This is a genomic window from Aestuariimicrobium sp. G57, from assembly GCF_050110855.1.
Taxonomy (GTDB): domain Bacteria; phylum Actinomycetota; class Actinomycetes; order Propionibacteriales; family Propionibacteriaceae; genus Aestuariimicrobium.
On the sequence record NZ_JBNINW010000003.1, the window covers coordinates 201463 to 227135 of the forward strand.

A 25673-nucleotide genomic window follows, 5' to 3' on the forward strand; every position below is an offset into this window, starting at 1 on the left:
GGTCAACCCAGCAGTGTGCATCGACCGGCGCGAATGGCACCGAAATCGCCCGTTTCGCAGCAGTCGATGCACACTGCTGGGCCCAAACTCAGCTGTTGAAGCGGTTCTGGGCCGCTGCCAACCCCTCGGACACCAGTAACTCGACGGCATCGACGGCGCGGCCTGCCTCGACGAGCACGTCTTCACGCATCGATGCGGGGAACGGCTGCAGCACGTAATCGGCCGGTGCCTGCCTCCCCGGTGGCCGCCCGACGCCGTACCTCACGCGGTAAAAATCACCCGAACCCAGGTGCGCCCGGGTCGACTTCAACCCGTTGTGGCCGTTGTCGCCACCGCCGAGCTTGATGCGCAGCTGGCCGAAGTCGATGTCGAGTTCATCGTGGACGACGATCACCCGGTCAACCGGGATCTTGTGGAACGTGCACAGGGCCTTCACCGCACGACCGGACTCGTTCATGTAGGTGCGCGGCTTGGCCAGCACCACCTTCACGGCATCGCCGATGGCCCCGAACCCCGAGGCACCGAGCCGCGTCTCGGCCACATCGGCGAACATGCCGCGCGGGCCGGAAAATGAAACCCCGCCGCGCCGGGCTGCTTCGTCCACGACGAAGAACCCGGCGTTGTGGCGGGTGGAGGCGTAGGCGGGGCCCGGGTTGCCGAGCCCCACCACCAGCCAAGGGGTTGCCATGCTCAGGCTCAGGCCTCGTCAGCCTCGGCCTCGGCAGCCGGGGCCTCGTGCTCGATGCCGGCCTCAGCCTCGGCACCGGCCAGCTCAGCGTCCAACTGGGCCTGGGTCGGGGCGTTGGTGATGTTGATGACCAGGGTCTCGGGGTCACCCTCGGCCTCGACACCCTCGGGCAGGGCGATGGCGCCGAGCAGGATCTGGGTGCCGGGGGTGAGGCCCTCAACTGAGACCTCGATCTCGCCGGGGATCGAGGTGGCGGGGGCCAGCACGGTGATCGACTGCAGGTCGACACCGACCATCGAACCCGACTCGGCGTCGCCGACGACGATCAGCGGGACGTCGACCGAGACCTTCTCGCCACGCTTGACGATCAGCAGGTCGACGTGCTCGATGAAGCCCTTGATCGGGTCGCGCTGCACCTGCTTGGGCAGGGCCAGCTGACCGGCCTTGCCATCGATCTCGATCGACAGCAGGGCGTTGGCCGTGCGCAGCGCCAGCAGGGTCTCGTGACCGGGCAGGGCGATGTGGACGGGGTCGGTGCCGTGCCCGTACAGGACGGCGGGCACCTGGCCATCACGGCGCAGGCGGCGGGCAGCGCCCTTGCCGAACTCGGTACGGCTCTGGGCGGCCAGGGTGATCTCAGCCATGGGTTCTCCTCAAACTTCGCAACTCAGTGGGGGCACAAGGCGCTGCGAGGGAGGAATCCGCAAGTCGATCACGGACACCGTCGTCCCTCGCCAAGCAACCTGAAAATACTAGCCCACCATGTGGGCGCGGCTCAATTCGAGGTCGGTTCGGTGACGTCGGCAACCTGCGCCCCGAGCACCCTGATGACGTCGTCGCCGTGGATCGTGGCCGCCACCCCGTGTGCCCCCGCCCCCAGCGACACTGTGCGCCCGGCGACGGTGGCGTCAGCCACCACCGGCCAGGCGGTCGTCGAACCGAACGGCGTGATCGTGCCCCGCTCATAGCCGGTGACCTCGAACGCCTGCTTGGCGTCAGGCATCGACATGCGGTTCACACCCAGCAGTTCGCGCAGCTTGGGCCAGCTGATCTCGCGGTCGCCCGGCACCAGCACGAACAGGTAGTCACCCTCACCCCGCCGGACGACGAGGCTCTTGATGATGTCGGCCGGTGCGACGCCACGCGCCTCGGCCGCCTCGGCGAGCGAACGCACCGGGCCGTGTCGGGTGATCGTGAACGGCACGCCGCTGGCCTCAAAGGCAGCCAGGGCGCGCTGTTCGGGCGGCTGCTCGCCCATCAAGCGTTGCCGTTGAACAGGCTCGTCACCGAACCATCCTCGAACACCTCATGGATGGCCTTGGCGATGAGCGGCGCGATCGAGAGCACCGTCAGCTTGGGGATGTCGACCCCGATGGGCTTGGGCAGCGTGTTGGTGACGATGACCTCTTCGAACGGGGAGGCATTCAGACGGTCCGCCGCCGGGCCCGAAAGCACCGGGTGGGTCGCTGCGGCGATGACCTTGGCAGCGCCGCGCTGCACCAGCGCCTCGGCGGCCTGGCAGATGGTGCCGGCGGTGTCGATCATGTCGTCCACGAGCAGGCAGGTCTTGCCGACGACGTCACCGACGACCTCGTGCACCTCGACCTCGTTGGCCTTGTTGGGGTCACGACGCTTGTGGATGATCGCGAGCGAGGCGTCGAGCCGGTCGGTCCACATGTCGGCCAGGCGCACACGTCCGGCATCTGGCGACACGACGACGATCTCTTCGTCGGCGTACTTCTGCTTGACGTAGTCGGACAACACCGGAAGCGCCCACAGGTGGTCGACGGGGCCGTCGAAGAAGCCCATGATCTGGGCGGCGTGCAGGTCAACCGACATGATGCGGTCGGCTCCGGCCACCTTGAACATGTCGGCGACCAGCCGGGCCGAGATGGGCTCGCGGCCCAGGTGCTTCTTGTCCTGGCGGGCATAGGGGTAGAACGGGGCGACCACGGTGATGCGCTTGGCCGAGGCCCGCTTGAGCGCGTCGACCATGATCAGTTGCTCCATGATCCACTCGTTGACCGGGGCACAGTGCGACTGGATGACGAAGGCGTCCGAGCCGCGCACCGACTCTTCGAAGCGGACGTAGATTTCGGTGTTGGCGTAGGCCAGGGCCCGGGTGGGTACCAGCGGCACACCCATCAGGTCCGAGATCTCCTGGGCCAGCTCAGGGAATGCTCGGCCCGTGAAGAGCTTGATCTCTTTGTCGTTGGGGCGCTTGACGCCAGTGCTCACTGATGCTCCTCGGTGGGGGTGTTCGGCTGGGCGTTCACGTGGATGGTTTCCGCGTCAAGGATGATCGCACCCGGCTGCATCACGGTACCGCTTTCGACCTCTACCCCGCCCACATAGCTCAGCGGAGCAACAGTCACGCCGTCGCCGATCGAGGCGTTGCGCACGGCCACGAAACCCGCAACGGTGGTGCGGTCACCGATCTGGGCACCCGGACGAAGGTGTGCCCACGGCCCGACCACGGCCCCGGCGCCCACGACGGCCAGTTCGCCATGGGTGCGCACGACGGTGGCACCCTCGCCCACTTCGACATCACGCAGGCTGGTGTCGGGGCCGATGGTGGCGCCCTCGGCGATCGACGTGGCCCCCTGCAGGTGCGTATTGGGCAGCACCGTGACGTCGCGGGCCAGATCGACCTCCGACTCGATCCACGTGGTGACCGGGTCGAGCACCGTGACGCCGGCCCGCATCCACTTCTCGACGATGCGCCGGTTCATCTCGGCGTTCATGCGGGCCAATTGCACCCGGTCGTTGACGCCCTCGGTCTGCCACAGGTCGTCGATGATGTGGGCGCCCACGCGGTGGCCCTCGCGGTTGGCGATGGTGATCACGTCGGTCAGGTACAGCTCGCCCTGGGCGTTGTTGGTGTCGAGGTTCGACAGGCCGAGGCGCAGCACCTCGGCATCGAAGACGTAGATGCCCGAGTTGATCTCCTGCACCGCCGCCTCGGTGTCGGTGGCGTCCTTCTGCTCGACGATGCGGGCCACGGTGTCGCCGTCGCGAATGATGCGCCCGTACCCGGTGGGGTCGGGCACGACCGCGGTCATGACCGTGACCTGGTTGTGTGCCCCGCGGTGGGCATCGACCAGTTGCTGCAGCGTCTCACCCGTGAGCATGGGCACGTCGCCGTAGGTCACGACGACCTCGCCCTGAATGTCCTCGAGCCCCACCAGCCCACAACCCACCGCATGTCCCGTGCCGTTCTGCTGTTCCTGGACGGCGGTGGTGACCTCGGGAGCGATCTCGTGCAGGTGCTCGAGCACCTGTTCGCGGTTGTGGCCGACCACCACGACAAGGTGCTGCGGGTCAAGTGCCTGGGCGGCCGAGACGGCATAGCTGAGCATCGTGTGCCCGCTGACCTTGTGCAACAGCTTCGACAGTGACGACTTCATGCGGGTGCCGCCACCCGCGGCCAGGACGACGACGGCCGCCACCGGCTGCGGTTGGGGTGTTTCCTGCGTGGGCTGGGTCACGGGGTTCTCCTCAATCACCGGCGCGTGGCCATGTGCCCACGCCATTCCTGCACGTCAGGGCCCACTCTAGTCAGTGCGCCCGGCGCGGGGTGCCGTCGGCGGGCAGGTATGACAGCTCGTCGAACTCGGCAACCAGGTCGTCGAGCACTGCCTTGGCGGTGTTCCAGTTCGCCACCAGCGGGTGGTGCAGCAGGGCCAGTTCGGCTGCTGTGCGCGACGGTTCAAGCGCCGCAGCGATCGTCTGGTTCTCGACGTACTTGGCATTGGCGACCAGGCCCCGGGCGTGCGGCCACAGGTCGTCGATCGGCAGCGGTGTGATGCCCGAGGCGTCGACGCGGCACGGCGCCTCGATGACGTCGTGATCGGCCAGGCCGGCGATCGTCCCGCGGTTGGCGACGTTGAGAATGAGCTCAGCCGGCTCGTCGTGGGCGATGGCGTGCATGATCGCCAACGCAACCTGGTCATAGCCGCCCGTCGCGAGGTCAGCCTCATCACGCTCGAACGAGCCGGCGGCCTCACGGTTGGTGGCCATGTAGGTCTGTTCACGCTCGAGCCGGACGGCGTTCCACAGCTCGAACGCGCTGGCGTCGTCCGACAAGTGCGCCATGCCTTCGTAGAAGCGGGCCTGCTGGCCCAGCAGGAACTTGCCGCGCGGTGCCTCGGCGGCATGTTCGGTGGCCAGGTTTTCGCGCCCGAAATAGTAGTAGTGCAGGTATTCGTTCGGGACGGCACCCAGCGCCCGGATGAGGTCGGCCCCGAACAGGCGCCCCTCTTCGAACGTCTCGATCAGGTCTGGTCGGGCCAGCAGCAGCGGCAGCACGTCGTCGCCGTCGACGTGCAGCCCCCGCAACCAGCCCAGGTGGTTGAGGCCAAGGTAGTCGAGGCGCACGCGACCAACCTCGGACGAGACCAGCCCCGCGCCCTGCAATGTGCTGAGCACCCGACGGGCCAGGCCCACGGGCGAGTCACAGATGCCGACGACACGGTCGCCCAGACCATTGGTGCCATTGGTGCCGTCGCGCAGCACCTGGGTGATGATGCCGGCGGGATTGGTGAAATTGATCACCCAGGCCTCGGGAGCGTGGCGGCGCACCTGCTCGACAAGGTCAAGCGCTACCGGGATGCCCCGCAACGCATACGAAATGCCGCCGGCGCCCACCGTCTCTTGCCCGATGATGTCGTGACCCAGGCAGATGCGCTCATCACTGGCCCGGCCGGCGGTGCCGCCCACCCGCATGGCAGAGAAGACGAAGTCGGTGCCCTCGAGCGCGGCGCCGAGGTCGGTGGTGGCGGTGACGACGGGGGCGTGTGGGTGGCCGTCGGCCAGTTCGCGCAGCACGCGGGTGATGGCCGCCAGTCGTGCTTCGTCCACGTCGTGCAGGCGCAGTTCACTGACGCCGCCCTCACGCTCGTCGGCGAGCAGGGCCTTGAACACCAGGGGCACGCGGAATCCACCGCCGCCGAGCAGGGTCAACTTCATGTCACCCACCGTAGTGGGCGGGTCTGACAAGAACTCGCCTGAGCAATTTCACAAGGTCTTTTGGGCGAGAACCGGCGTAGGCTGTAGTCGTTATCCAGTTTCCTGAGGAGGAGTCATGTCTGAGATAACGCCCTTACGCCGTGCAATGGTGCATGGCAGCGGGTTGAAGCGGACCGGCGGCCTGTGGGGGGAACTCCTGGCGGAGTTCCTGGGCACGTTCGTCCTCATCGCATTCGGCAACGGTGTCGTTGCCATGGCCGTGGTGGGCCTGCCGGGATCGGGACGTACGCAGGATGCCACCACCTTCTTCCTGGGGACCGGCGACTGGTTGCTGATCACCTGGGGGTGGTGCCTCGCGGTCGTCTTCGGCGTCTATGTCGCCGGCGGCGTCTCGGGGGCCCACTTGAACCCGGCGGTCACGCTGGCCTTCGCCGTGCGGCGCAAGTTCGCCTGGGCCAAGGTGCTGCCGTACTGGCTGGCCCAGTTGGTGGGTGCCTTCGTGGCAGCCGCGCTCGTCTACCTGCTGTACTACAACGCCATCGATGCGTACCTGCAGGCGGCCGGAGCGGTCAGGGCCGACAACATCGCGACGTACTCAATCTTCGCGACCTTCCCGGCCCCGTACTTCCACGGCAACCTGTTGATCCCGCTGATCGACCAAATCGTGGGCACGATGTTCCTGGTGATGCTGATCGCGGCCGTCGTCGACGCCCGCAACAGCGCAGTCAAGGCGAACCTCGGCCCTCTGGTGATCGGCTTCGCCGTCGCGGCGATCGGCATGTCGTTCGGCGCCAACGCCGGGTACGCCATCAACCCCGCCCGTGACCTCGGCCCGCGGTTGTTCGCCTGGCTTGCGGGCTGGGATGCACTCGCCATGCCCGGTACAGCACCGGGTGATGGCGGTTACACGGCCTACTTCTGGGTTCCCATCGTCGGGCCGCTGGTCGGCGGCGTGGTCGGCATCCTGATCTATGACCTGTTCATCGGCGATGTGCTGCACGCGCGGCAGCTGCTGGCCGAGAAGACCAGTGAAGCGGGACCGGCGAAGGAGGAGGCTGAGATCTGACCTGCACCGGGCACCGGCAGACCACGGATGCAACGAGCCACGAAATTCCCTAGAGTGGGTGTGCTGTTCGTTCCCCGGTTGGTCTGCCGGCAGGGCCCGCCTGACTTTGAATCAGGACTAGCGACGGTGGTTCGACTCCACCCCGGGGAGCCAGGATTGGGCCCTCTTTGCCCCTGAACGCAACAGTTGCCCTTGCTTCGAAGCAGGGGCAACTGTTGCGTTCAGGGGCAGTTGCGGTTCCGGGGTGTGCGTCCGGGCGGCACCACCCCCGGACGACGCCAGCGCCGCCCGCGATTCATGGACCCCGCTTGCATCCGTGCTGATGTGCGCCCTAAACTCCAATGTAACCGGTTTCAGAGACCGGTTACATCACGCCGAAGCGATCAAGGGATGACACTGTGGGCAGTCGGGCAGCAGCGGATGACGCCACGCGCGGCACGGGTTTTGGCACCCTGTCGCTGGTCACGGTCACCGCGATCTGGGGTTCGACATTCTTCATCATCAAGGACGCCGTCGCCCAGGTCGACCCCATCGACTTCCTGGCCGTCCGCTTCGCCATCGCGGCGCTCATCCCAGCGCTGATCTTCTGGAGGTCGCTTCGGGGCCTGACCCGGCGCCAGTGGGCCATCGGCCTGGGGTTGGGCGCCGTGTACGGCTTCGCCCAGATCGCCCAGACCATCGGCCTGGCCCACACGGCCGCATCAGTCTCGGGGTTCATCACCGGCACCTATGTGGTGCTCACCCCGCTGTGTGTATGGATTGGCTTCAGGGCCAAGCTCTCCCCCGCCACGTGGCTCGCGGTCGTGCTCGCCACCGTGGGCCTGGCTGTGCTCAGTCTCAGCGGCGGCGGCAGCTTCGGCATGGGCGAGGCCCTCACCCTGTTGGGCGCACTGCTCTATGCCATCCACATCGTGCTGCTCGGCCGCTGGGCGCGCAGCATGCCCGGCATGGCACTGACCATCCTGCAGCTGGTCGCCGTGGCCATCGTGTGCGGCGTGCTGGGGCTGCGCGGCGGCATCTCCGTGCCCGCCACCGCAGGAGTCTGGGGACCTATCTTCTACACGGCGATCGTCGCCGGCGTGGTGACCATGGGCCTGCAGTCCTTCGGCCAGCGCCACCTCAGCGCCACCCGCGTCGCCCTGCTCTTCACCCTCGAACCCGTCTTCGCAACCCTGTTTGCGATCTTGTTCGGCGGCGAGCACCTCACACCCCGACTCGTCGTCGGCGGTGTCCTCATTCTGCTGGCCACCCTCCTTGGTGTGCGTGGTGGCCAGTCCGAGTCACTCGACCCGGAACCACGGTTCGCCCGACGCCATGTCCACGAGCCGAAAACCATTTCCGTCATCAATGCCGATAACAGGAGCACATCATGACCAGTATTTCCCGTCGTCACTTCGCAGGACTCGCCGCAGCGCTCGCCTCGGCAGCCGCACTGTCGGCCTGCTCGGGATCGAGCGGCAGCAACGGCAGCTCCACCGGCAAGGTGGTGTGGTCGACCTGGGGTTCGCCCGAGGAACTCAAGGTCTTCGACACCTTCCAGGATGCGTTCAAGAAGGCCAACCCCGACATCCAGCTCGTGTTCCAGCCCACCCCGTCGTACTCCGAATACCACTCGAAGTTGCTGACCCAGTTGTCGTCCAACACCGCCCCCGACGTCTTCTACGTGGGCGACGACCGCATCGCCTCGGTCATCCGCAACAAGGTGCTCATGCCCATCGAGGGCGCCAGCGTCACCGAGGCGGATTTTGCATCCAGCCTTCTCGACATCGCCCGCTGGGACGGCAAGCTGTACGCCCTGCCCAACGACGTGAACCCCGACACCCTCTGGTACGACAAGCAGGCACTCAAGACCGCGGGTATCACCGAAGACCCGGCCGAGCTGGCCACCAAGGGCCAGTGGACCACCGCGAAGTTCTTCGAGATGACGGCCAAGCTGAACGCCGCCAAACTCACCGGCGCGGTCTACTGGAACTACTGGGCCACCCATGACGGGTTCATGACCACCTTCGGCGGCAAGGTCTATGACAACGAAAAGTTTGTCGCCCACGAGGATGCCAAGAGCGTGCAGGGCCTGTCGGAGTACGCCAAGCGCTTCCAGTCCGGCGAGTTGAAGCTGGCCGACCTGCTGCCTGAGGGTTCTGGTGAGGACACCCTGCTGGTCACCCACAAGCTCGGATTCCTGGCCGCCGGCCGCTACACCATCGGTGCGATCAAGGGCGCCGGCGTCGACAAGAACCTGTACGACGTGGTGCGCTGGCCCACCCCGGACGGCAAGGCTGCCCCCACGGGTGTGGCCGCCTCGTACCTGGCCATCAACGCCAAGACCAAGGACGCCAAGGCCGCCCTGACCTTCTTCTCCTCCTTCCTCAATGCCGAGGGCCAGAAGCTGCGACTGGAGGGTTCGGGCAATGCCGTGCCGTCGATCAAGGGCGCCGACGACATCGTGCTGGCCGACAAGTACCCGGCGCACGCCCAGACCATGCTCGACATGCGCGACAACGGCTACTCGAACTACCCGGCTGAGGCTGCGATCCCCGACCTGTCGAACGCGATCGCCGTCGACTACATGCAGCCGCTGTACCAGGGCAAGAAGACCGACGCCCAGGCCGTCCTCAACGAGGTCGCCGCCTTCGTCGCGAAGAAGCAAGGCTGATGTCCCAGGCGCTCACCGCCGGGCCCGCACCCCGGGCCCGGCGGGGCTGGCGCCGCGAAGACAAGCTCTGGGGCATGTTCTTCGTCGCGCCGCAAACACTGGGCATGCTGCTGTTCACGTTGCTGCCCTTCCTGGCAGCCTTCGTGCTGGCCTTCACCTCATGGAACGGCTTCGGCACACCCGAATGGGTGGGCCTCGAGAACTTCCGGGACCAGCTGACCAGCCCACTGCTGGGTCGCGCCATCGTGAACACGCTGGTGATCGCCGTGGTCACGGTGCCGATCGGCCTGTTCCTCGCCATCATCACGGCCGTCGTGCTCAACAAGATCCGCGGCCGCGCCGTCTACATGGTGATGTTCTTCGCGCCGGTGGTGACCAGCTCGGTGGCCATCGCCATGATCTGGCAGCAGCTGCTGCGTCAGGATGGCGTGGTCTCGGGCGTGCTGTCGCGGCTGTTCGGCATCGCGCCAATCGACTGGCTGGGCCACCCATGGCTCGCCCTCATGGCCGTCTGCCTGGTCACCGTGTGGTCGTCCCTCGGCCTCAACGTCGTGATCTTCATGGCTGGCCTGCAATCGATCTCACCTGCCGTGCTCGAGGCCGCTGCCATCGATGGGGCGGGTCCCGTGCGACGGTTCTTCAAGGTCGTGCTGCCGCTGCTGTCCCCCATCGTGTTCTACCAATCGGTGATCGCGTTCATCTCGTCCCTGCAGACGTTCGACCTGGTCTTCGTGCTGGTCCACAACGCCGGTCCCGACAACGGCACCCGCACCATCGTCTACCACATCTACGACCTGGGCTTCGCCCAATCGCAGTTCGGGTTGTCGAGCGCTGCGTCCATCGTGCTTCTCGCGCTGACCCTGCTGATCACAGCGGCCCAGTTCGGTGCGCAGAAGAAGTTCGTCCACTACGAGGCATGAGCATGACCACCACCACTGAGACCCCCACCCTGCCCGCGCCTTCGATGAGCCCCAGCCGCGCCCGGACCCGTCGCCGGCTGACGGGGGGATGGGCCGTGCACACCGTCGTGCTCATCGGTGCCCTGTTGATGGTCGCCCCTTTCATCTGGATGCTGCTGACCTCGCTCAAAGGCCTGCCGCAACTGCTGAACGACCCGCTGTCGGTGCTGCCCGACCCCTGGGTCTTCACCAATTTCGCCGATGCCTGGAACGCACTGCCCTTCGGGCGCGCCTATGCCAACTCGATCTACATCACGGTTCTGGTTGTGGCCGGCACCCTGCTGACGGCATCCATGGCCGCCTACGGGTTCGCCCGGCTACCCTTCCGCGGCTCGAAGACGCTTTTCTGGGTGTTTCTCGCACTGCAGATGGTGCCCAAGCAGGTGACGCTGGTGCCGTTCTACTTCCTGATGGCCAGGCTGGGCTGGGTCGACTCGCACTTGGCGCTGATCATCCCGGCGATCATGGTCAACCCGTTCGGCGTCTTCCTGATGCGGCAGTTCATTGCGTCCATCCCGGTCGAGCTCGAAGAGGCGGCACTCATCGACGGCGCCTCACGCTGGCACGTCTACTGGCGGGTGATCATGCCGGTGCTGCGCCCGGGGCTGGGGGCGCTTGCGATCATCGTCGCCCTGGATGCCTGGAACAACTTCCTGCTGCCGCTGGTGCTTCTGAACTCGACCGAATTGTTCACCGTGCCGCTGCTGCTTTCGCAGTTCCAGGGCCAGTACGGCGGAATGAACTACGGCCTGGTCATGGCGGCCACGGCACTGTCGACGGTGCCGATGCTGATCGCCTTCGTGATCGGCCAACGCCAGATCATCGAGTCGCTGGCCACCTCGGGGCTGGGCGGCCGCTGATGACGCGCGACCTCGGTGACGACCTCGTCGGGTTCATCAACCTCGACGACGTGGCCTACACCACCCGGTTCTCGCGCCTGCTGGTGCGCACCGGACCGGACGGTCTCGAGGTGGTCAGGGCGGCCTACGAGCGCAGGCTGGCCGACAGCCGCGTGCTGGGCGGGCTCGCGCTCGTCAGCCCGGACGGTCGCCGCGCCGAGGTCGCCCGCGTCAGCCCATGGCGCATCGAGTTCGACAACGGTGCCACGCTGGTGGTCACCCCCGAGGACGAGGTGCACATCGAGCACGTGCCGACCGGTTGGTCGGTGCGTGCCGACCTCGGCCTGCCTGCTGAGGAATCACGGCATGTCCCCGCCAGCCGGGTCGCCACGCTCGGTGGGGGTGCACACGTGGCGTTCGCGTGTGCCGGCCCGTTCGCCGACCTGCCCGGGTCGGCCGCCGAGAGGGTCGCCCACGACCTGGCTGAATGGATGGGCGACTGCCCCACGGTCACCGACCGGTGGCAGACCATGACCCGGCGGTGCTGGTGGGTGCTCGGCGTGAACACGCTGCACCTCGCCACCCCCACAGGCCCGCGCGATGCGGTGGTCCCATCCAAGGCCGGCTATGTGGGCCTGTGGCAGTGGGACGCGTACTTCATGTCCATCGGGCTGCGCCACGGCGACCCCGCGCTGGCCCTCGAACAGCTGCGGGTGGCCGCCGAGCATGTCACGGTCGACGGACTGCTGCCCGATGTGGTGCACGAGCAGGGCATCCTGGCCTCGAGCGATGACCTGCCACCCGGCGACCTCGAGACGTTGCGGGCCATGGCGTCGCCGTCGCTCGCGCATGCCCGGGTGCCACTGACCAAGCCGCCGCTGCTGGCGCTGGCAGTGGCGAAGCTGGCCGAAGTGCTCGGACCTGGCGTGGTCGATGAGTTCCTGCCCGTGATGCTGGCCAACCAGTCGTGGTGGTACGAGCGCTCGACGCTGTCAGGCCGGCCGGTCTACCTGCACCCCTATTCGTCGGGGCTTGATGACTCCCCCATCTTTGACCACGACGCCATCATCAGTTCCCCCGACCTTGACGCCTACCTGGTGCTCTCGGACGGGCTGCTGGCCCAGTGGCTGGCCGAGCGTGGCCGCGACGACGAGGCCGCACTGTGCCGGGGCCGAGCGGCCCACACCGCGTCCGACCTGGCCGCCGGCTTCGATGCCCGGCTGGGCTACCACCCATCCCATGGAGAGACGGGTGAGCCGATCGCGACCCAGACCGTGGTCTCGCTGATGCCGGTGCTGGCCCAGGGACTGCCCGGTGACCAGGTCGCAGCCGTGGTCGCGGCGATCGACGACCCCGCGAAGTTCGGTGCACCGCACCGGCTGCCCACCGTCTCGCAGGACGACCCCGCCTTTGCACCCACCCGCATGTGGCGGGGCCCGGTCTGGGTCAACACCACCTGGCTGGTGGCCCAGGGCCTGCGCAGCCAGGGCCACGGGAAACTCGCCGAGCGCCTCGAGGTGGGCCTCCTCGAGCTGGTCGACGCCCAGGGCCCACGGGAATACTTCCGCCCCGACATCGATGAGGACGCCCACACCGCGGTGCCCTGCTTCGGCTGGACCTCGGCGCTGGCCATCGACATCGCGGTCGGCCTGCGCTGAGGCCGCCCTCAGACCGGCCGCGCCACCATCTCGGGGCGCTCGGCCGGGTCCACCAGCGGGAATGAGGGCCCCTCGACCGTCACGTGCAGCACCATCACCTCGACATCATCCTCTGCGGGACCCACCACCCGGTAGGCCTCGTCAGTGCTGATCGCCAGCAACCCACCTGCCAGCACCCGCACAATGCGGCCGCTGCCGGTGAAGTACTGCCGGTCGGTGGTGTCGTCGTAGTCGCCGAGCGCCACCAGGTCATCCGTGCGTCCCACCTCGACGTCGAGGTGCCCACGCAGGCACGCGAGCACGGGCAAGTAACGCCGGTGCCCCACCAACTCGCCCCGCACCAACCCCGCGGCACTCGTCAAGCGGAACGTGCCGGAATCGCCCAACGAATAGGCGACCCCGGGTTGCAGCCGCCCGCGCAGCTCAAGGGCCAGCCCCACCCGTTGCCACTTGCGGTAGTTGCCGAGTTCGGGGGCGTCGTGGTCAGTGAACAGGCGCATGTCAGGCCTCCTTGCCGATGAGCGGGGTGAGCACGAAGCCCAGGTCGAATGGCTGCAGGCGCACCCGGTAGCGCTCGAGCACCTCTGACCCCCACGAGTTCGACCCCAGGCCGAGCATGAGGTGGTCGAGGTTCACGGTGATGTCATCGCGGGCCACCAGGTCGGTGCGGTGCCGGGCGGCGTCGATGTCGGACGCGGTGAACGGCCACGCCGAGAACTGGAACGCCGGCTGGTCGAGCGGTCGATGTGCCCGCAGGCCGGCGCCGGTGCCGTCGCTGAACTCGACCCAGCGCACCTCGCCGCGGTTGCCATAGTCCTGGGGCTTCACGTACGGCGTCACCATGTCGTCGACGGTGCTGGCCCACTGGCCCACGGTGGCCGCCTGCGCCGAGTCGGGATAGTTCTCACCCGGCCCGCGCCCGAACCAGGTCACGGCTCGCAGGTCGCCGGGCAGGCCCAGCGTCACGCCGATCCGCGGCACGAGCCCGTCATAGCTGCCATAGGGCTCGCCGACCATGCGTACGCCGGCCTGCCCCAACGGGTTGATCCGCCATTCCACCTGGGCATGCACACCGAAGTCGAACACCGGCGGGGCGACCCGCACCCGGTGGCTGACGACCACGTCATCGCCGTCGGTGTGCCAGGCCACGTCGCGCACGGATGTCTGCATGGCGTGCAGGTGGTGCGGCCGCCACGACGCCTGGGCATCGGGCTCGTGATTGTCGATCGTCGGCTTCCAGAAGCCGAGCCGCAGCGGGGCCGAGACCAGCGCCCGGCCACCTGCCGTCCAGTCGAGCAGGTCGCCGGTGACGGTGTCGAACGTGAGCACCGAGGCCCCGGCGCGCACCACCAGTCGCGCATCCTCGTCGACCGCTGTCACCGCCGAACCGGCCCGGACGACGCCAGCGGCGGTCGGCGGCAGCGATTCGACGACCGACAGCTGATAGCGGCCCAGCTCACGGCCCGGGGGCGTCCAGTCGTGGGCGCGGGTCGAGATGACCCGGGCCACGGTGGTGTGGGCGTCGAGGTCGACCCCGACCACGGTCGCGGTGAGGGTCGCACCAGGTGCGAGCGCACCGGGCATGATCGTGGCGACCGTGAGGGCCTGCCCGTTGACCCACTGGTCGACTTCGATCACCACATCGTCGAGGCCGGTGAACCAGCGGCGGTTGGTCACGGCGACGCCGTCCTCGACGCGCGCGAGGCGCACCGGGCAGATCACCTGCTTGTACTCCGCCAGCCCCGGGCTCGGCACCTGGTCGGGGCCGATCAACCCGTCAATGCAGAAGTTGCCGTTGTTGGGGTAGTCGCCGAAGTCGCCGCCGTAGCGGTGGTACTGGCGTCCGTCCTCGGTGTGGGCGAGCACGCCATGGTCGCACCATTCCCACAGGAAGTGGCCCTGGATCGAGTCGTACCGGTCGAAGACGGCCTGGTATTCGGCCAACCCTCCAGGGCCGTTGCCCATCGCGTGGGCGTATTCGCACAGGATGCGCGGCTTCGGGTGCGGGTGCTGGCCGAAGTCGTTCATCTGCTGCACCCGTGAATACATGGTCGAGACCACGTCGACGGTCTCGGCGAAGCGGTCTTCTTCGTAGTGCACGGGGCGGGTCGGGTCGAGCTGCTTGGCCCGGTGGTACATGGCCTCGATGTTGCAGCCGTACCCCGATTCGTTGCCCAGCGACCACATCACGATCGAGGCGTGGTTGCGCTGGGCGAGCACGTGGCGTTCTATGCGGTCGACGTGGGCGGCCTGCCACTCGGGGTCGTCGGTCAACCGTGCGGGGTCATCAACCAGGGCGAAACCGTGCGATTCCATGTCGGTCTCGGCCAGCACCAGCAGGCCGAGCTCGTCGCACATCTCGTAGAAGCGCGGGTCGTTCGGGTAGTGCGAGGTGCGCACGGCGTTGATGTTGGCGTGCTTCATCATCACCAGGTCGCGGCGCACCCGACCCATGTCGACGGCGCGACCCTTGCGATCATCGTGGTCGTGGCGGTTGACCCCGTGCATGGTGAACACCACGCCGTTGAGCTTCAGCAGGCCCCCCTCAATGGTGACCTCGCGCAGGCCCAGTCGATGGGGCACGTATTCGCTGACGCCATCAGGGCCGATGACGGTCAGCAGCAGGTCGTGCAGCACCGGCTCCTCTGGGTTCCAGAACACGGCGCCGGGAAGAACTATCCGGACGGTCGCGCCCGGCTGCACCGAGTCCGTGTGCACCTCACCCGTCGGGGTCGTGATCGCGATGTCGATGCGCTCGGCGCCCTCTGCCCAAACACTCAGGTCGACCATGGCGTCGTCCCCGGCCCGGTGGGTGCGCACGAAGAAGTCGGTCAACCGTGCGGACGGGCGTCGCACCAGGTAGACATCGCGAAAGATGCCCGAGGCCCACCACATGTCCTGGTCTTCGAGATAGGTGCCGTCGCTGTACTGCAATACCTTGACGGTGACCAGGTTCCCACCGTCGACGACGTGGTCGGTCACGTCGAATTCCGCCGCCAGTCGCGACCCCTTCGTCATGCCGACGAAATGGCCGTTCACGAAGATCTCGGCATAGCTCTCGACACCGTCGAAGCGCAACACCAGCTGCTCGCCGTCGCGCGCGGCCGCCAGCGCCACCACCCGCTGGTAGACACCCGTGGGGTTCTCGGCAGGGACCAGCGGCGGCTCGACCGGGAACGGGTAGCCCTCGTCGGTGTACTGCAACTGGCCGTAGCCGTCGAACTGCCACAGGTGCGGCACGCTCACCGGGTCCCAGTCGTCGTGGAGCCGCACGGCGGCATCTGCGGGCACGCGTCCGGGGTGGTCGAACAGCCGAAACTGCCAGGCACCGCTCAGGGACTCGAACCCGCGCGAGGCGGCGCGATCGCCCTCGCGTGCCGTCGCAGGGGTTTCGTAGCCGAAGAAATAGGCATGCGCGGGCAGCCGGTCACGCCCGGTCAGCTCCGGGTTCTCCCAGTCAGCACGAGTCTGCATTGACCACCCCTCCGTCTGGCCGAGGTGTCCCAGCCACTGCAAATGAAACCGGTTACATGATACCGTAACCGCAAGGTCTTCGCATGTCGGCCCACACCGGGAGCAATCGCTTGCGATCCTGACCTGAGCGATGAGGAGGTAGACCATGGCACCGAGGGGCGCGGCACCCAGGGGCGGGCGTTCGTCCCCGGCCACCATTGCCGACGTGGCCGAGGCCGCCGGCGTGTCCCGGGCCACGGCGTCGCGGGCGATCAACGATTCACCGCAAGTCACCGAAGAGACCAAGCAGCGGGTGCGCGATGCCGTCGCCGCCACGGGCTTCGTGATGAATGCCCGGGGACGCGCGCTGGCCCTGGGCCATTCGGAATCGATCGCGATCCTGGTCACCGAACCCCTCGACCAGTTCTTCGAGGACCCGACCTTCGGCGCGATCCTGCGCGGCATCAGCGAGGGCCTCGCGCAGACCAACACGATGCCGGTGCTGCTGCAGGCCTGGACGCCGGACGAGCACCGCCGGGCCCTGCGCCAGTTCCAGCGCCGGGCTGTCGACGCCGTCATCAACATCTCGCCCTATGTCGGCGAGGACATGCTCGAGGGCCTCGCCGAGTGCCACCTGCCCGTGGTGCTCTGCGGCCAGCTCGAAAGCCAGCCCTATGCCGGGTTCGCCACCGTCTATGCCGATGACGTGGTCGGCGCCCGCCTGGCCGCGCAGCGCATACGTGAGCGGGGTCGGCGCCGGGTGGCCATCATCAATGGCCCCCAGGACAACCCCGCCGCGGTCGACCGCGACCGCGGCTATCGCGAAGTGCTCGACCAGTGCGTGGACGAGTCGCTGGTGGTGGCCACCCACTGGGACGAGTCATCGGGCTTCGAGGCGATGCGCCACCTGCTGGCGCTGGCACCCGACCTCGACGGCGTGCTCGCGGCCTCGGACAGACTGGCCTCAGGCGCCCTGGCTGCGCTGTCAGCCGCGGGCCGTGCGGTGCCCGAGGACGTCTCGGTCATCGGCTTCGACGACCATCCCATCGCCGCCAGGTTGAGCCCGGCTTTGACGACCATCCACCAGCCGCTCATCGACCAGGGCCGCATCGCCTCACAACTGGCGCTGAAAATGGTGGGCGGTGCCCCCGCCAGCACCATCGTCCTCGACATGGAACTGGTCGAAAGGGCCTCGGTCTAGCATCTCACCACCCACGCCGTCTGCGGCGTAGCGTTGGTTCATGGCTGCCACTCCCGATCCCCGCGCCGACGACCTCGACACCGGCTTCATCGACACGACCGCCGCCCCCAGCGGCCCCGGCTGCGCAGAATGCCTGGCCACCGACGGCTGGTGGGTGCACCTGCGCCGCTGCGCCGCCTGCGGTCACATCGGCTGCTGCGACTCGTCCCCGCACCAGCACGCCACCGCCCATTTCCGCGACACCGGCCACCGTTACATGACCAGCTACGAGCCGGGCGAGTCCTGGTGGTGGGACTACACCACCGAGGCCGCGTTCGAGGGCCCAGAACTGGCACCGCCGACCCACTACCCACCCGAGCAGGGCTGGCCGGCGCCGCGCGACCGGGTGCCCGCGAACTGGCAGCAGCTCATCCACTGAACCCACCCGCAGGACACGCGGCCTTCCGGGTGTCTCGCCAGACAACCAAAACACTGTCCGGTAACTTTGTTTCAGGATGCCGGCGACGGAGCCGTCGCCTGTTCCCGGAAGGTTGCCGGCCATGCCCACCACATCTCGCATCCGCACCACCACCAGTCGCGTCGCGCTGGCATTCGTGCTTGTCATCGCGTCATTGTCGGCCCTGCCGCCACGGGCGCTCGCCGCCCGGGTCACCAGCATCGTGTTCAACAACGTCAGCGCGTCGGCCGCATTGAACACCACGCCAACCTCGTGGACCCAGGTCGACGACATCACGGTGCCGACGAGCACGGGCGCGACCGGCACGACACTCTTCCTCCCGGCCTCGGCATCGCCCGCCACCCTGTCGGGCTGGGTCGTCCTCGATGACGGCACGCACGAACCGTTCACCCCGGACGACTACACGTTGACGGCTGCGGCCACGCCCGGCGACTACACACTGGCGTTCGCACGCACCGACGTCACCTCACCGATCACGGTGCACCAATCCGCCGAAGTGCCGGCCATGTACATCCACACCGGCGGCGGGCTGGCCGCGATCGAGGCCGACAAGGACTTCGAGGACACCGGTGGCGCCATGGCCCTGGTCGACAAGTCCGCCGCGGCCACCTACAACAGCGCACTGTCCGAGATGAAGGGCCGGGGCAACTCGACCTGGGAATACCCGAAGAAGCCCTACCAGATCAAGGTGCCCACCCACACCGAGCTGGTGCCCGGCGCCGGGGCCCACAAGACCTGGATCCTGCTCGCCAACTACCTCGACAAGTCCTTGATCCGCAACGAGATCGCCTACAACCTCGAGGGTGCGGTGAACACCGCCGCCGGAGCGCCCAACTACGCCATCAAGGGGCGCATGGTCGACCTGTTCATCGACGGCGGGTTCCGCGGCTCGTACTTCCTCACCGAGAAGGTGCAGGTGGGCGGCACCCGGGTGGCGATCACCGACCTGCAGAAGGCCAACGAGGCGGCCAACCCCGACATCTCAACCTATTCCCCGACCCGCACCACCAGTCTGCCCGGGGCGCCCGGTGTGCGCGAGGCGGGCTATGTGCCCTTCCCGAACTCCCCCACCGGCTATGAGCAGAGCGGCTACCTGCTCGAGATGGACTTCATCAACCGGGCCCGCGAAGAGAACTCGTACGTGATCACCAGGCAGGGGGTGGCGTTCGTGTTGAAGGGCCCGGACGATGCCAATGCCGACGAGATCACGTTCATCGGCAACCGGCTGCAGAAGCTCGAAGAGGCGATCTATTCCAGCACGGGCAAGAACGCCGAGGGCACCCACTTCACCGAACTGCTCGACCTCAATTCGTGGGCCCGCTACTACCTGATGCAAGAACTGCTGGCCAATGACGACGGGTTCAAGTCCAGCGCCTACTTCCACCTCGACAAGGGCGGCTTGCTGCAGGCCGGCCCGATGTGGGACTTCGACCGGTCGCTCGGCACGATGGCGGCCACGGTGCCGGCCAGCGAACTGCTCGTCGGCAAGCCCTCACGGCTGCAGCCACAGTGGATCAACCAGCTACTGTCCCATGAGGCCTTCCGGGCTGCGGTGAAGCAGGCCTACCAGGACATCATCGCGCCTGAGATCGCGACGATCCTGTCCCCCGGCAGCGGCAAACTCGCCGCCTATGCCGCCGAAGCCGAACGCTCGGCGGTGCTGAACAAGCTGCGCTGGCCCGCCACCACGGCCACCACCCCCGTCCAGGACGTCGCTGTGGTGCGCACCTATTTCACCCAGCGCAACACGGCCATCGGCGCCATCATCGGCGGCAACTACGTGGCCGGGGCGATGCTGCCCGACGGCTACTACACGCTCGGCAACCGCACCCAGACGCTCGACGTGAAGTCATCGGGATTCGCCAACGGCGCGAACGTGCAGACGTGGGCGCCGAACGGCACCGGCGCCCAGACCTTCTGGGTCGAGCGTGGTGACGACGGCTATTACACGGTGACCAGCGCGAACTCGCTCAAGGTCGTCGACGTGCAGGGCGGCAGTGCGACCGACTCGACCAACGTGCAGCAGTACGTGGCCAACGGCACCCAGGCACAGAAGTGGCGCATCGCCACCTTTGATGGCGCCAATTACACGGTGGTCTCGGCGCTGGGCATGCACCCACTGCTGCCGGGCCACCAGGGCGAGGACGGCTATGTGCTGAACGTGGCCGCCGGCGCCACCACGTCAGGCACGAACGTGAACATCCTGACGGCGAACGGTTCATCGGCGCAGCGGTTCAGGTTCACCAAGGTCTCACTGGCCCCACCACTGGTCACCGGTGGCGTCTACCGCATCGCCAGTTCGCTGAACACGGGCAAGGTGCTCGACGTCGCCGGCGCCAGCACCGCGAACGGCGCCAACATCCGGCTGTGGACGTCGAACGGCACCAGGGCACAGCAGTTCACGGCGTCCCAGCTGGGCAACGGGTTCTGGGAACTGCGCACCGGCACCGCCCCCGGCAGGATCGTCGACGTGGCCCGCTCAGGCCAGACGAACGGCACCAATGTGTGGCAGTGGTCGACCAACGGCACCGCCGCCCAGCAGTGGACCGTGCGCCTGTCGGGCGACCTGAACGGCAGTTTCTACCTGGTCTCGCGGGTCAACGGACTCTACCTGGACGCCGCCGGTGGCAAGAGCGTCGACGGCACCAACATCTGGACCTACCAACCCAACGGCACCCGTGCCCAGAAGTACATGCTGACGAAGGCGGGCTGAGCCGCGGCGCGGGCCACGGCTGGCAACATCGGGGGTCATCGGCAAGACTGGGCGGGTGGACGACCATGCGCCCGAGAACCGTAGCGAGCCTGCCAGCCCCACCCCCGGCTCGCCCCGTGCACGGCGCGGCCGCGTCCGTATGACCAGCGCCGAACGGCGCGAACAACTCATCGAGGTCTCGAAGACGCTGTTCGCCGTGAGCGGCTTCGAGGGCACATCGGTCGAAGAGATCGCCGCCACCGCACAGGTCTCGAAGCCCGTGGTCTACGAACATTTCGGCGGCAAAGAGGGCCTCTATGCCGTTGTCGTCGACCGCGAGTCGCGGGCATTGCTCAACGGCATCCGCAACGCGTTGACGGTGCGCCATGCGAGCTTTCGTGAGTTGATCGAACGCGGGACGATGGCACTGCTCGACTACATCGATGCCGAACCCGACGGCTTCCGCATCCTGGCCCGCGACTCATCGGTGGGCAGCAGCAGCGGCTCGTTCGCGAGCATCCTCAGCGACATCGCCGCCAAGGTTGAAGACCTGCTGGCAAGGCCGTTCTCGCGGGCCGGCTACGACCCGGCCTTCGCGGGCCTGTACGCCCAGGCATTGGTCGGGTTGGTGGCGATGGCGGGCCAGTCATGGGTCGAACTGCGCGAGCCCCCGAAAGATGTGGTCGCGGCCCACCTGGCGAACCTCGCCTGGAATGGCATGCGCAACCTCGAGAAGGACCCCGACCTGATCATCAGCGGCAAGGACGGCTGACCCGGCCCTGCCTCATTCCGAATGCTGTTGGGCCACCAGCAACACCCGCAGGTCGCCCGCCATCCGGGCCTGGTCGGTGGCCGACAGCTCCTGCAGCAGCGCATCCTCGGTGGTCAACAGGCTTTCGAGCGCGGCATCGGCGCGCTGCTTGCCGGGGGCGGTCAACGTCACCAGCACGCCGCGCCCGTCGACGGGGTGGCTCTCGCGGGTCACAAACCCCCGCTCGACCAGCCGGTCGACCCGATTGGTCATGGTGCCTGAGGTGACGTGGGTTTCCTTGAGCAACTGCCCGGGGGTCAGCTGGTAGGGCTCCCCGCTGCGGCGCAGGGCCGCCAGCACGTCGAATTCCCAGACCTCGAGCCCGTGCTCGGCATAGGCGCTGCGCCGGGCCATGTCGAGGTACTGGCCAAGCCTCTTGATGCGCGACCACAGGGCCATCGGTTCCAGCTGCAGGTCGGGACGCTCCCGGTGCCAGGCCTCCACGATGTCGTCCACTTCGTCACGCATGGGCACCAGTCTTCCACGAAGCACTCAGCTGACCGGCCGCGCCCCGGGCACCGGTCCGACGGCACGCCGGGTCGCCCACACCGAGCGGTGGTGCGACAGCTCGGTGGCCAGGTCCATGGCCGCCTCTTCAGAGCCCACCAGGAAGGCGCAGGTCGGCCCCGAGCCCGACAACACCGTGCCGAGGGCGCCCGCGGCGCGTCCGGTGTCGAGGACGTCACCCAGCTCAGGACGCAGGCTCACGGCCGGGGCCTGCAGGTCATTGACGAGCTCGCGACCCACCCCGGCGACATCGCCCGCGGCCAGCGCATTCAGCAGCGCCGGCGGAATCTCGATGCTCGGGGTGACCTCACCGGCAGCGACCATCTCGTCGAAGCGGCGGTAGACCCCGGGCGTCGACAGGCCCTCGTCGGCGAGCGCCAGCACCCAGTGATAGGTGCCGCGGCTGAGCATGGGCACCAGTTCTGTGCCTCGTCCGGCACCGCGCGCAGTGCCGCCGACAAGGGCAAATGGCACATCACTGCCCAACTGGGCGGCCAGGTCGTGCAGGTCTTCGGGTTGGGTGTCGAGGTCCCAGAGCATCGCACAGGCCAGCAGCGTCGCGGCGGCATCGGCCGACCCACCCGCCATGCCACCTGCCACCGGGATCGTCTTCAGCACCGACACTTCGGCCCCCTGGGGGCAGTCATACGTCTCGCGCAGCAGCGCCGCGGCCCGCATCACCAGGTTTGAACCGTCGACGGGCAACGTGTCGGCCGAGTCACCGCGCATCTCGCAACTCAGGCCCTCGGCGAGCCGCGCCTCGACGTCGTCATACAGCGACAGGGCGTGGAAGACGGTGCCAAGCGGGTGGTAGCCGTCGTCACCCAGGGCACCCACCTTGAGGGCGAGGTTCACCTTGGCCGGCACGCGCACCTTGACGCGTCCCAGTGCACTCGTGACTGGCGTCGAACTCTGATCCACGCGCCCAACCTAGCGAAGATTCACGCGAAAACTGCCTCGGCGATCTTCGCGAACTGGCCGACGTCCAGGGTCTCGCCGCGCGCCTGCGGGTCGACACCTGCCGCGGCGATGCGCTCGGACGCCGCCTGCGACCCACCGCACAGCCCAGAGAGCGCCGCCCGCAACATCTTGCGCCGCTGCGCGAAGGCAAGGTCGATCACCTCGAAGACCTGTTCGCGGGTCGCGGTCGTCACGGGGGGTTCACGCAGCGTCAGCTTCACCAGCCCCGAGTCGACATTCGGCACGGGCCAGAACACCTTGGGCGGCACGGTGCCGACCCGCTGGGCGCCGGCATACCAGGCGAGTTTGGCCGACGGCACGCCATAGACCTTCGAGCCGGGGGCGGCGACGAGCCGGTCGCACACCTCGAGCTGTACCATCACCAACCCGCTGCGCCAGCTGTCGAACTGCGCCAGCAGGTGCAGCAGCACCGGCACCGAGACGTTGTAGGGCAGGTTGGCCACCAGCGCCGTGGGGGCGGGCCCCGGCAGTTCGCGGACGAGCATGGCGTCGGACTCGACAACCCGCAGCCGGTCACTGGCCCCGGGCATTCTTGTCGCGATGGTGTCGGGCAGTTGGCGTGCCAGCCGGTCGTCGATCTCGATGGCCGTCACCTGGGCGCCCACTTCCAGCAGTCCCAGCGTGAGCGAACCCAGCCCCGGACCCACCTCGATCACCACGTCATCAGCGCCGACCCCGCTCAGGGACACGATGCGCCGAATGGTGTTGGCGTCGATCACGAAGTTCTGGCCCCGCTGCTTGGTGGGCGTCAGGTCGAGCCGGGCAGCCAGGTCGCGCACGGCGCCGGCCCCGAGCAGGGCGCCCTCATGGCTGGTCACGCCGGGATTGGTCATGCGGGCATCCGTTCTGGATCGGGGGTGGCCAACTCGTCCCAGGGGCCACCGAATGCGGCGAAGGTGTTGGCCACCAGCAGGTCGCAGAATGTGGCCTCGTCCAGACCGATCTGGTCGGCGACGAAGCGCACGGTGTGCGCGAGCACATAGGGGGCGTTCTTCTTGCCGCGGGCGGGCACGGGGGTCAGGAACGGCGCGTCGGTCTCGACCAGGATGCGGTCGTGCGGGGTGATCGCCAGCGCCTCGCGCTGCGGCTTCGCCGAACCATAGGTGACGACCCCCGGAAAGCTGAGCCAGGCCCCGCGGTCGAGGCATTCGCGGGCGAAGTCGGCGTCGCCGCTGAAGCAATGCATCACGATGCGCGGCGGCAGGCCCGTGGCGTCGAGCACGTCAAGGACGTCATCATGTGCCTCGCGGTCGTGGATCACCAGGGTCAGGTCATGCGCGATCGCCAGCTCGATGTGGCGCTCGAAGCTGCGGCGCTGGCGGTCCCTGCCCTCATCGGTGGTGGTGCGAAAGTAGTCGAGCCCGGTCTCACCGATGCCACGCACGAAGGGGCCGGCGGTGGCCAGCTCACCCACACGGGCGAGGTGTTCGTCGAGTTCGGCATCGCTCGCGCGGGCCGCGTCGTTGGGGTGGATCGCCACGGTCGCGACGACGCCGGGGGTGCTGCGGGCCAGGTCGACGGCGTACTCGATGCCGTCGACATCACAACCGACCTGCACAACGCGGGTGATGCCGACAGCAGCCGCCAGGGCCAGGTTGTCGGCGGCGGACAGCCCGGTGTAGTCGGTGGTCGTGTCGGCGTGGGTGTGGGAGTCGATGACCGGGCGGGCCAGCCGCTCGGGCAGCGGCGGCAAGCCGGTCTCGGCCAGTTGGGCTGCGTCTCTCATCGGTCTCCGTCCCTGTCGGCGAGTGCAGCAGCATAGAGCTGCTTGCGGTTGACGCCCGTGTTGGCGGCGACCTCGGCGACCGCCGCAGACAGCTTCTCACCCTGGCTGATGCTCATGCGCACCAGCTCGAGCGGGTCGATGTCGTCCTCCCCGTCGTGGGGCGCACCGGCGATGACGATGCTGATCTCGCCCCGGGCATTCTCGACGGCCCATTCGGCGAGCGCCCCGAGCGTGTCGCGGCGCACCTCTTCGTACGTCTTCGTCAGTTCGCGGCAGACCGCGGCGCGGCGGTCGCCACCGAGCGTGGACGAGGCGTCGCGCAGGAAGTCCGCGAGCCGGTGGGGCGCCTCGAAGAAGACCATGGTGCGGGGCTCGTGCGCCAGCTCGGCGAGCCGGCGGCGCCGGGGGCCGTCCTTGCGGGGCAGGAACCCCTCGAAGCAGAACCGGTCGGTGGCCAGCCCGCTGACGGCCAGCGCCGTGAGCACCGCCGACGGACCGGGCACGGCGGTCACCTCATGACCGGCCTCGAGCGCGGCCTGCACGAGCCGGTAGCCGGGGTCGCTGACCAGCGGCATGCCGGCATCGCTGACCACCACCACGTCGCCGTCGGCGAGCGCCGCCACCAGTTCGGGGGTGCGCTCGGCCTCGTTCTGGTCGTAATAGCTGACCACCCGCGCGTCGGTGTGCAGGTCGAGGCGGCGCAGCAGGTCGCGGAACCGCCGGGTGTCCTCGGCGGCGATCAGCCGGGCGGTGGCCAGCGTGTGGCGCAGCGCGTCCGAAGCCTGTCCCCGGTCGCCGATGGGGGTGCCGACCAGCACCACCCGGCCGGGGGTGGTGACCGGGGAGTCGTGGGCGGGCGTGGTCTGGTCGGGCGCGGCGTTCACTCGTCCATCTTGCCCGTTGCGGGCAGGGTGGTGGGTCCGGTGACCGCCTACGATGGGCGGGTGACGCCAACGCCACGAGATGCCATGCAACTGTCCGAGCGCGAACCAGCCGCCCCCGAGGTCGAGCCGA

The 25673-nt window shown here is 68.0% G+C and carries 23 protein-coding genes and 1 tRNA gene; 11 read left to right on the forward strand and 13 right to left on the reverse strand.

The window, feature by feature from the left end:
• Positions 1-88 precede the first annotated feature (88 nt).
• The 6 genes from pth to ACQCX5_RS07975 all read right to left on the reverse strand — a co-directional run bounded on the left by pth (position 89) and on the right by ACQCX5_RS07975 (position 5656).
• Positions 89-688 (reverse strand): aminoacyl-tRNA hydrolase, encoded by a 600-nt coding sequence (pth, locus tag ACQCX5_RS07950; RefSeq protein WP_434541494.1) that lies wholly within the window; start codon positions 686-688, stop codon positions 89-91.
• A gap of 8 nt (positions 689-696) precedes the next feature.
• A complete protein-coding gene (locus ACQCX5_RS07955) occupies positions 697-1332 on the reverse strand; it encodes a 50S ribosomal protein L25/general stress protein Ctc (protein WP_434541495.1) in 636 nt (211 codons plus the stop codon).
• Between the two features lie 131 nt (positions 1333-1463).
• Positions 1464-1946, reverse strand: a complete 483-nt coding sequence (locus tag ACQCX5_RS07960) for an aminoacyl-tRNA deacylase (RefSeq protein ID WP_434541496.1) — start codon at positions 1944-1946, stop codon at positions 1464-1466.
• Positions 1946-2926, reverse strand: coding sequence for a ribose-phosphate diphosphokinase (locus tag ACQCX5_RS07965; RefSeq protein ID WP_434541497.1), 981 nt, complete (start codon positions 2924-2926; stop codon positions 1946-1948). Before ACQCX5_RS07965 ends, ACQCX5_RS07960 begins: the two co-directional genes overlap by 1 nt.
• Positions 2923-4221: a bifunctional UDP-N-acetylglucosamine diphosphorylase/glucosamine-1-phosphate N-acetyltransferase GlmU gene (gene glmU, locus ACQCX5_RS07970; protein WP_434541498.1), complete on the reverse strand. Its 1299-nt coding sequence runs from the start codon at positions 4219-4221 to the stop codon at positions 2923-2925. The genes ACQCX5_RS07965 and glmU overlap by 4 nt, the downstream gene beginning before the upstream one ends.
• Positions 4222-4246: 25 nt before the next feature.
• Entirely contained in the window at positions 4247-5656 is a 1410-nt protein-coding gene (locus ACQCX5_RS07975; protein WP_434541499.1) for a 6-phospho-beta-glucosidase, read from the reverse strand.
• Positions 5657-5771: 115 nt separating this feature from the next.
• Here ACQCX5_RS07975 and ACQCX5_RS07980 point away from each other — a divergent pair, with 115 nt between their 5' ends.
• From ACQCX5_RS07980 to ACQCX5_RS08010, 7 genes are all read left to right on the forward strand, one after another.
• Complete coding sequence (locus ACQCX5_RS07980; protein WP_434541500.1) at positions 5772-6722, forward strand: MIP/aquaporin family protein; 951 nt, start codon at positions 5772-5774, stop codon at positions 6720-6722.
• A gap of 71 nt (positions 6723-6793) precedes the next feature.
• Positions 6794-6875: transfer RNA gene (locus ACQCX5_RS07985), tRNA-Gln, on the forward strand.
• A 245-nt stretch (positions 6876-7120) separates the two neighbouring features.
• Positions 7121-8095: a DMT family transporter gene (locus ACQCX5_RS07990; protein ID WP_434541501.1), complete on the forward strand. Its 975-nt coding sequence runs from the start codon at positions 7121-7123 to the stop codon at positions 8093-8095.
• Positions 8092-9375, forward strand: a complete 1284-nt coding sequence (locus tag ACQCX5_RS07995) for an extracellular solute-binding protein (protein ID WP_434541502.1) — start codon at positions 8092-8094, stop codon at positions 9373-9375. The genes ACQCX5_RS07990 and ACQCX5_RS07995 overlap by 4 nt, the downstream gene beginning before the upstream one ends.
• Entirely contained in the window at positions 9375-10295 is a 921-nt protein-coding gene (locus tag ACQCX5_RS08000; RefSeq protein ID WP_434541503.1) for a carbohydrate ABC transporter permease, read from the forward strand. The genes ACQCX5_RS07995 and ACQCX5_RS08000 overlap by 1 nt, the downstream gene beginning before the upstream one ends.
• 2 nt (positions 10296-10297) lie before the next feature.
• Positions 10298-11194 (forward strand): carbohydrate ABC transporter permease, encoded by an 897-nt coding sequence (locus ACQCX5_RS08005; RefSeq protein WP_434541504.1) that lies wholly within the window; start codon positions 10298-10300, stop codon positions 11192-11194.
• Positions 11194-12831, forward strand: coding sequence for an MGH1-like glycoside hydrolase domain-containing protein (locus ACQCX5_RS08010; protein WP_434541505.1), 1638 nt, complete (start codon positions 11194-11196; stop codon positions 12829-12831). Before ACQCX5_RS08005 ends, ACQCX5_RS08010 begins: the two co-directional genes overlap by 1 nt.
• A gap of 8 nt (positions 12832-12839) precedes the next feature.
• Here the strand turns inward: ACQCX5_RS08010 and ACQCX5_RS08015 are convergent, their stop codons facing one another.
• The gene (locus ACQCX5_RS08015) at positions 12840-13331 is read right to left on the reverse strand and encodes a hypothetical protein (protein ID WP_434541506.1); all 492 of its coding nucleotides are present in this window, start codon (positions 13329-13331) and stop codon (positions 12840-12842) included.
• Between the two features lies 1 nt (position 13332).
• Positions 13333-16305: a glycoside hydrolase family 2 TIM barrel-domain containing protein gene (locus ACQCX5_RS08020; protein ID WP_434541507.1), complete on the reverse strand. Its 2973-nt coding sequence runs from the start codon at positions 16303-16305 to the stop codon at positions 13333-13335.
• Positions 16306-16450: 145 nt separating this feature from the next.
• Here ACQCX5_RS08020 and ACQCX5_RS08025 point away from each other — a divergent pair, with 145 nt between their 5' ends.
• The 4 genes from ACQCX5_RS08025 (at position 16451) to ACQCX5_RS08040 (ending at position 21406) form a co-directional block, all read left to right on the forward strand.
• Complete coding sequence (locus ACQCX5_RS08025; RefSeq protein WP_434541508.1) at positions 16451-17485, forward strand: LacI family DNA-binding transcriptional regulator; 1035 nt, start codon at positions 16451-16453, stop codon at positions 17483-17485.
• A gap of 40 nt (positions 17486-17525) precedes the next feature.
• Positions 17526-17903, forward strand: a complete 378-nt coding sequence (locus ACQCX5_RS08030) for a UBP-type zinc finger domain-containing protein (protein ID WP_434541509.1) — start codon at positions 17526-17528, stop codon at positions 17901-17903.
• Positions 17904-18024: 121 nt separating this feature from the next.
• Complete coding sequence (locus tag ACQCX5_RS08035) at positions 18025-20655, forward strand: RICIN domain-containing protein (RefSeq protein ID WP_434541510.1); 2631 nt, start codon at positions 18025-18027, stop codon at positions 20653-20655.
• Positions 20656-20794: 139 nt separating this feature from the next.
• Positions 20795-21406 (forward strand): TetR/AcrR family transcriptional regulator, encoded by a 612-nt coding sequence (locus ACQCX5_RS08040; protein WP_434541893.1) that lies wholly within the window; start codon positions 20795-20797, stop codon positions 21404-21406.
• Positions 21407-21418: 12 nt separating this feature from the next.
• Here the strand turns inward: ACQCX5_RS08040 and ACQCX5_RS08045 are convergent, their stop codons facing one another.
• Genes ACQCX5_RS08045 through rsmI form a run of 5 tightly spaced genes read right to left on the reverse strand, consistent with a single transcriptional unit; the run spans position 21419 to position 25543 of the window.
• Positions 21419-21913 carry a MarR family winged helix-turn-helix transcriptional regulator gene (locus tag ACQCX5_RS08045; protein ID WP_434541511.1) on the reverse strand — a complete coding sequence of 165 codons (495 nt, stop codon included), beginning with the start codon at positions 21911-21913 and terminating at the stop codon, positions 21419-21421.
• Positions 21914-21937: 24 nt separating this feature from the next.
• Positions 21938-22873 carry a 4-(cytidine 5'-diphospho)-2-C-methyl-D-erythritol kinase gene (locus ACQCX5_RS08050; protein ID WP_434541512.1) on the reverse strand — a complete coding sequence of 312 codons (936 nt, stop codon included), beginning with the start codon at positions 22871-22873 and terminating at the stop codon, positions 21938-21940.
• 20 nt (positions 22874-22893) lie between these two features.
• Positions 22894-23766 (reverse strand): 16S rRNA (adenine(1518)-N(6)/adenine(1519)-N(6))-dimethyltransferase RsmA, encoded by an 873-nt coding sequence (gene rsmA / locus ACQCX5_RS08055; RefSeq protein WP_434541513.1) that lies wholly within the window; start codon positions 23764-23766, stop codon positions 22894-22896.
• Positions 23763-24659 carry a TatD family hydrolase gene (locus tag ACQCX5_RS08060; RefSeq protein ID WP_434541514.1) on the reverse strand — a complete coding sequence of 299 codons (897 nt, stop codon included), beginning with the start codon at positions 24657-24659 and terminating at the stop codon, positions 23763-23765. Before ACQCX5_RS08060 ends, rsmA begins: the two co-directional genes overlap by 4 nt.
• A complete protein-coding gene (rsmI, locus tag ACQCX5_RS08065) occupies positions 24656-25543 on the reverse strand; it encodes a 16S rRNA (cytidine(1402)-2'-O)-methyltransferase (RefSeq protein ID WP_434541515.1) in 888 nt (295 codons plus the stop codon). The genes ACQCX5_RS08060 and rsmI overlap by 4 nt, the downstream gene beginning before the upstream one ends.
• Positions 25544-25673: the final 130 nt, after the last annotated feature.

Bases quoted from the DNA above. Each gene is read 5' to 3' on its own strand.
- pth (WP_434541494.1), bottom strand. From the start codon at position 688: ATGGCAACCCCTTGGCTGGTGGTGGGGCTCGGCAACCCGGGCCCCGCC.
- ACQCX5_RS07955 (WP_434541495.1), bottom strand. From the start codon at position 1,332: ATGGCTGAGATCACCCTGGCCGCCCAGAGCCGTACCGAGTTCGGCAAG.
- ACQCX5_RS07960 (WP_434541496.1), bottom strand. From the start codon at position 1,946: ATGGGCGAGCAGCCGCCCGAACAGCGCGCCCTGGCTGCCTTTGAGGCC.
- glmU (WP_434541498.1), bottom strand. From the start codon at position 4,221: ATGGCGTGGGCACATGGCCACGCGCCGGTGATTGAGGAGAACCCCGTG.
- ACQCX5_RS07975 (WP_434541499.1), bottom strand. From the start codon at position 5,656: ATGAAGTTGACCCTGCTCGGCGGCGGTGGATTCCGCGTGCCCCTGGTG.
- ACQCX5_RS07980 (WP_434541500.1), top strand. From the start codon at position 5,772: ATGTCTGAGATAACGCCCTTACGCCGTGCAATGGTGCATGGCAGCGGG.
- ACQCX5_RS07995 (WP_434541502.1), top strand. From the start codon at position 8,092: ATGACCAGTATTTCCCGTCGTCACTTCGCAGGACTCGCCGCAGCGCTC.
- ACQCX5_RS08000 (WP_434541503.1), top strand. From the start codon at position 9,375: ATGTCCCAGGCGCTCACCGCCGGGCCCGCACCCCGGGCCCGGCGGGGC.
- ACQCX5_RS08005 (WP_434541504.1), top strand. From the start codon at position 10,298: ATGACCACCACCACTGAGACCCCCACCCTGCCCGCGCCTTCGATGAGC.
- ACQCX5_RS08010 (WP_434541505.1), top strand. From the start codon at position 11,194: ATGACGCGCGACCTCGGTGACGACCTCGTCGGGTTCATCAACCTCGAC.
- ACQCX5_RS08015 (WP_434541506.1), bottom strand. From the start codon at position 13,331: ATGCGCCTGTTCACTGACCACGACGCCCCCGAACTCGGCAACTACCGC.
- ACQCX5_RS08020 (WP_434541507.1), bottom strand. From the start codon at position 16,305: ATGCAGACTCGTGCTGACTGGGAGAACCCGGAGCTGACCGGGCGTGAC.
- ACQCX5_RS08025 (WP_434541508.1), top strand. From the start codon at position 16,451: ATGGCACCGAGGGGCGCGGCACCCAGGGGCGGGCGTTCGTCCCCGGCC.
- ACQCX5_RS08030 (WP_434541509.1), top strand. From the start codon at position 17,526: ATGGCTGCCACTCCCGATCCCCGCGCCGACGACCTCGACACCGGCTTC.
- ACQCX5_RS08035 (WP_434541510.1), top strand. From the start codon at position 18,025: ATGCCCACCACATCTCGCATCCGCACCACCACCAGTCGCGTCGCGCTG.
- ACQCX5_RS08040 (WP_434541893.1), top strand. From the start codon at position 20,795: ATGACCAGCGCCGAACGGCGCGAACAACTCATCGAGGTCTCGAAGACG.
- ACQCX5_RS08045 (WP_434541511.1), bottom strand. From the start codon at position 21,913: ATGCGTGACGAAGTGGACGACATCGTGGAGGCCTGGCACCGGGAGCGT.
- rsmA (WP_434541513.1), bottom strand. From the start codon at position 23,766: ATGACCAATCCCGGCGTGACCAGCCATGAGGGCGCCCTGCTCGGGGCC.
- ACQCX5_RS08060 (WP_434541514.1), bottom strand. From the start codon at position 24,659: ATGAGAGACGCAGCCCAACTGGCCGAGACCGGCTTGCCGCCGCTGCCC.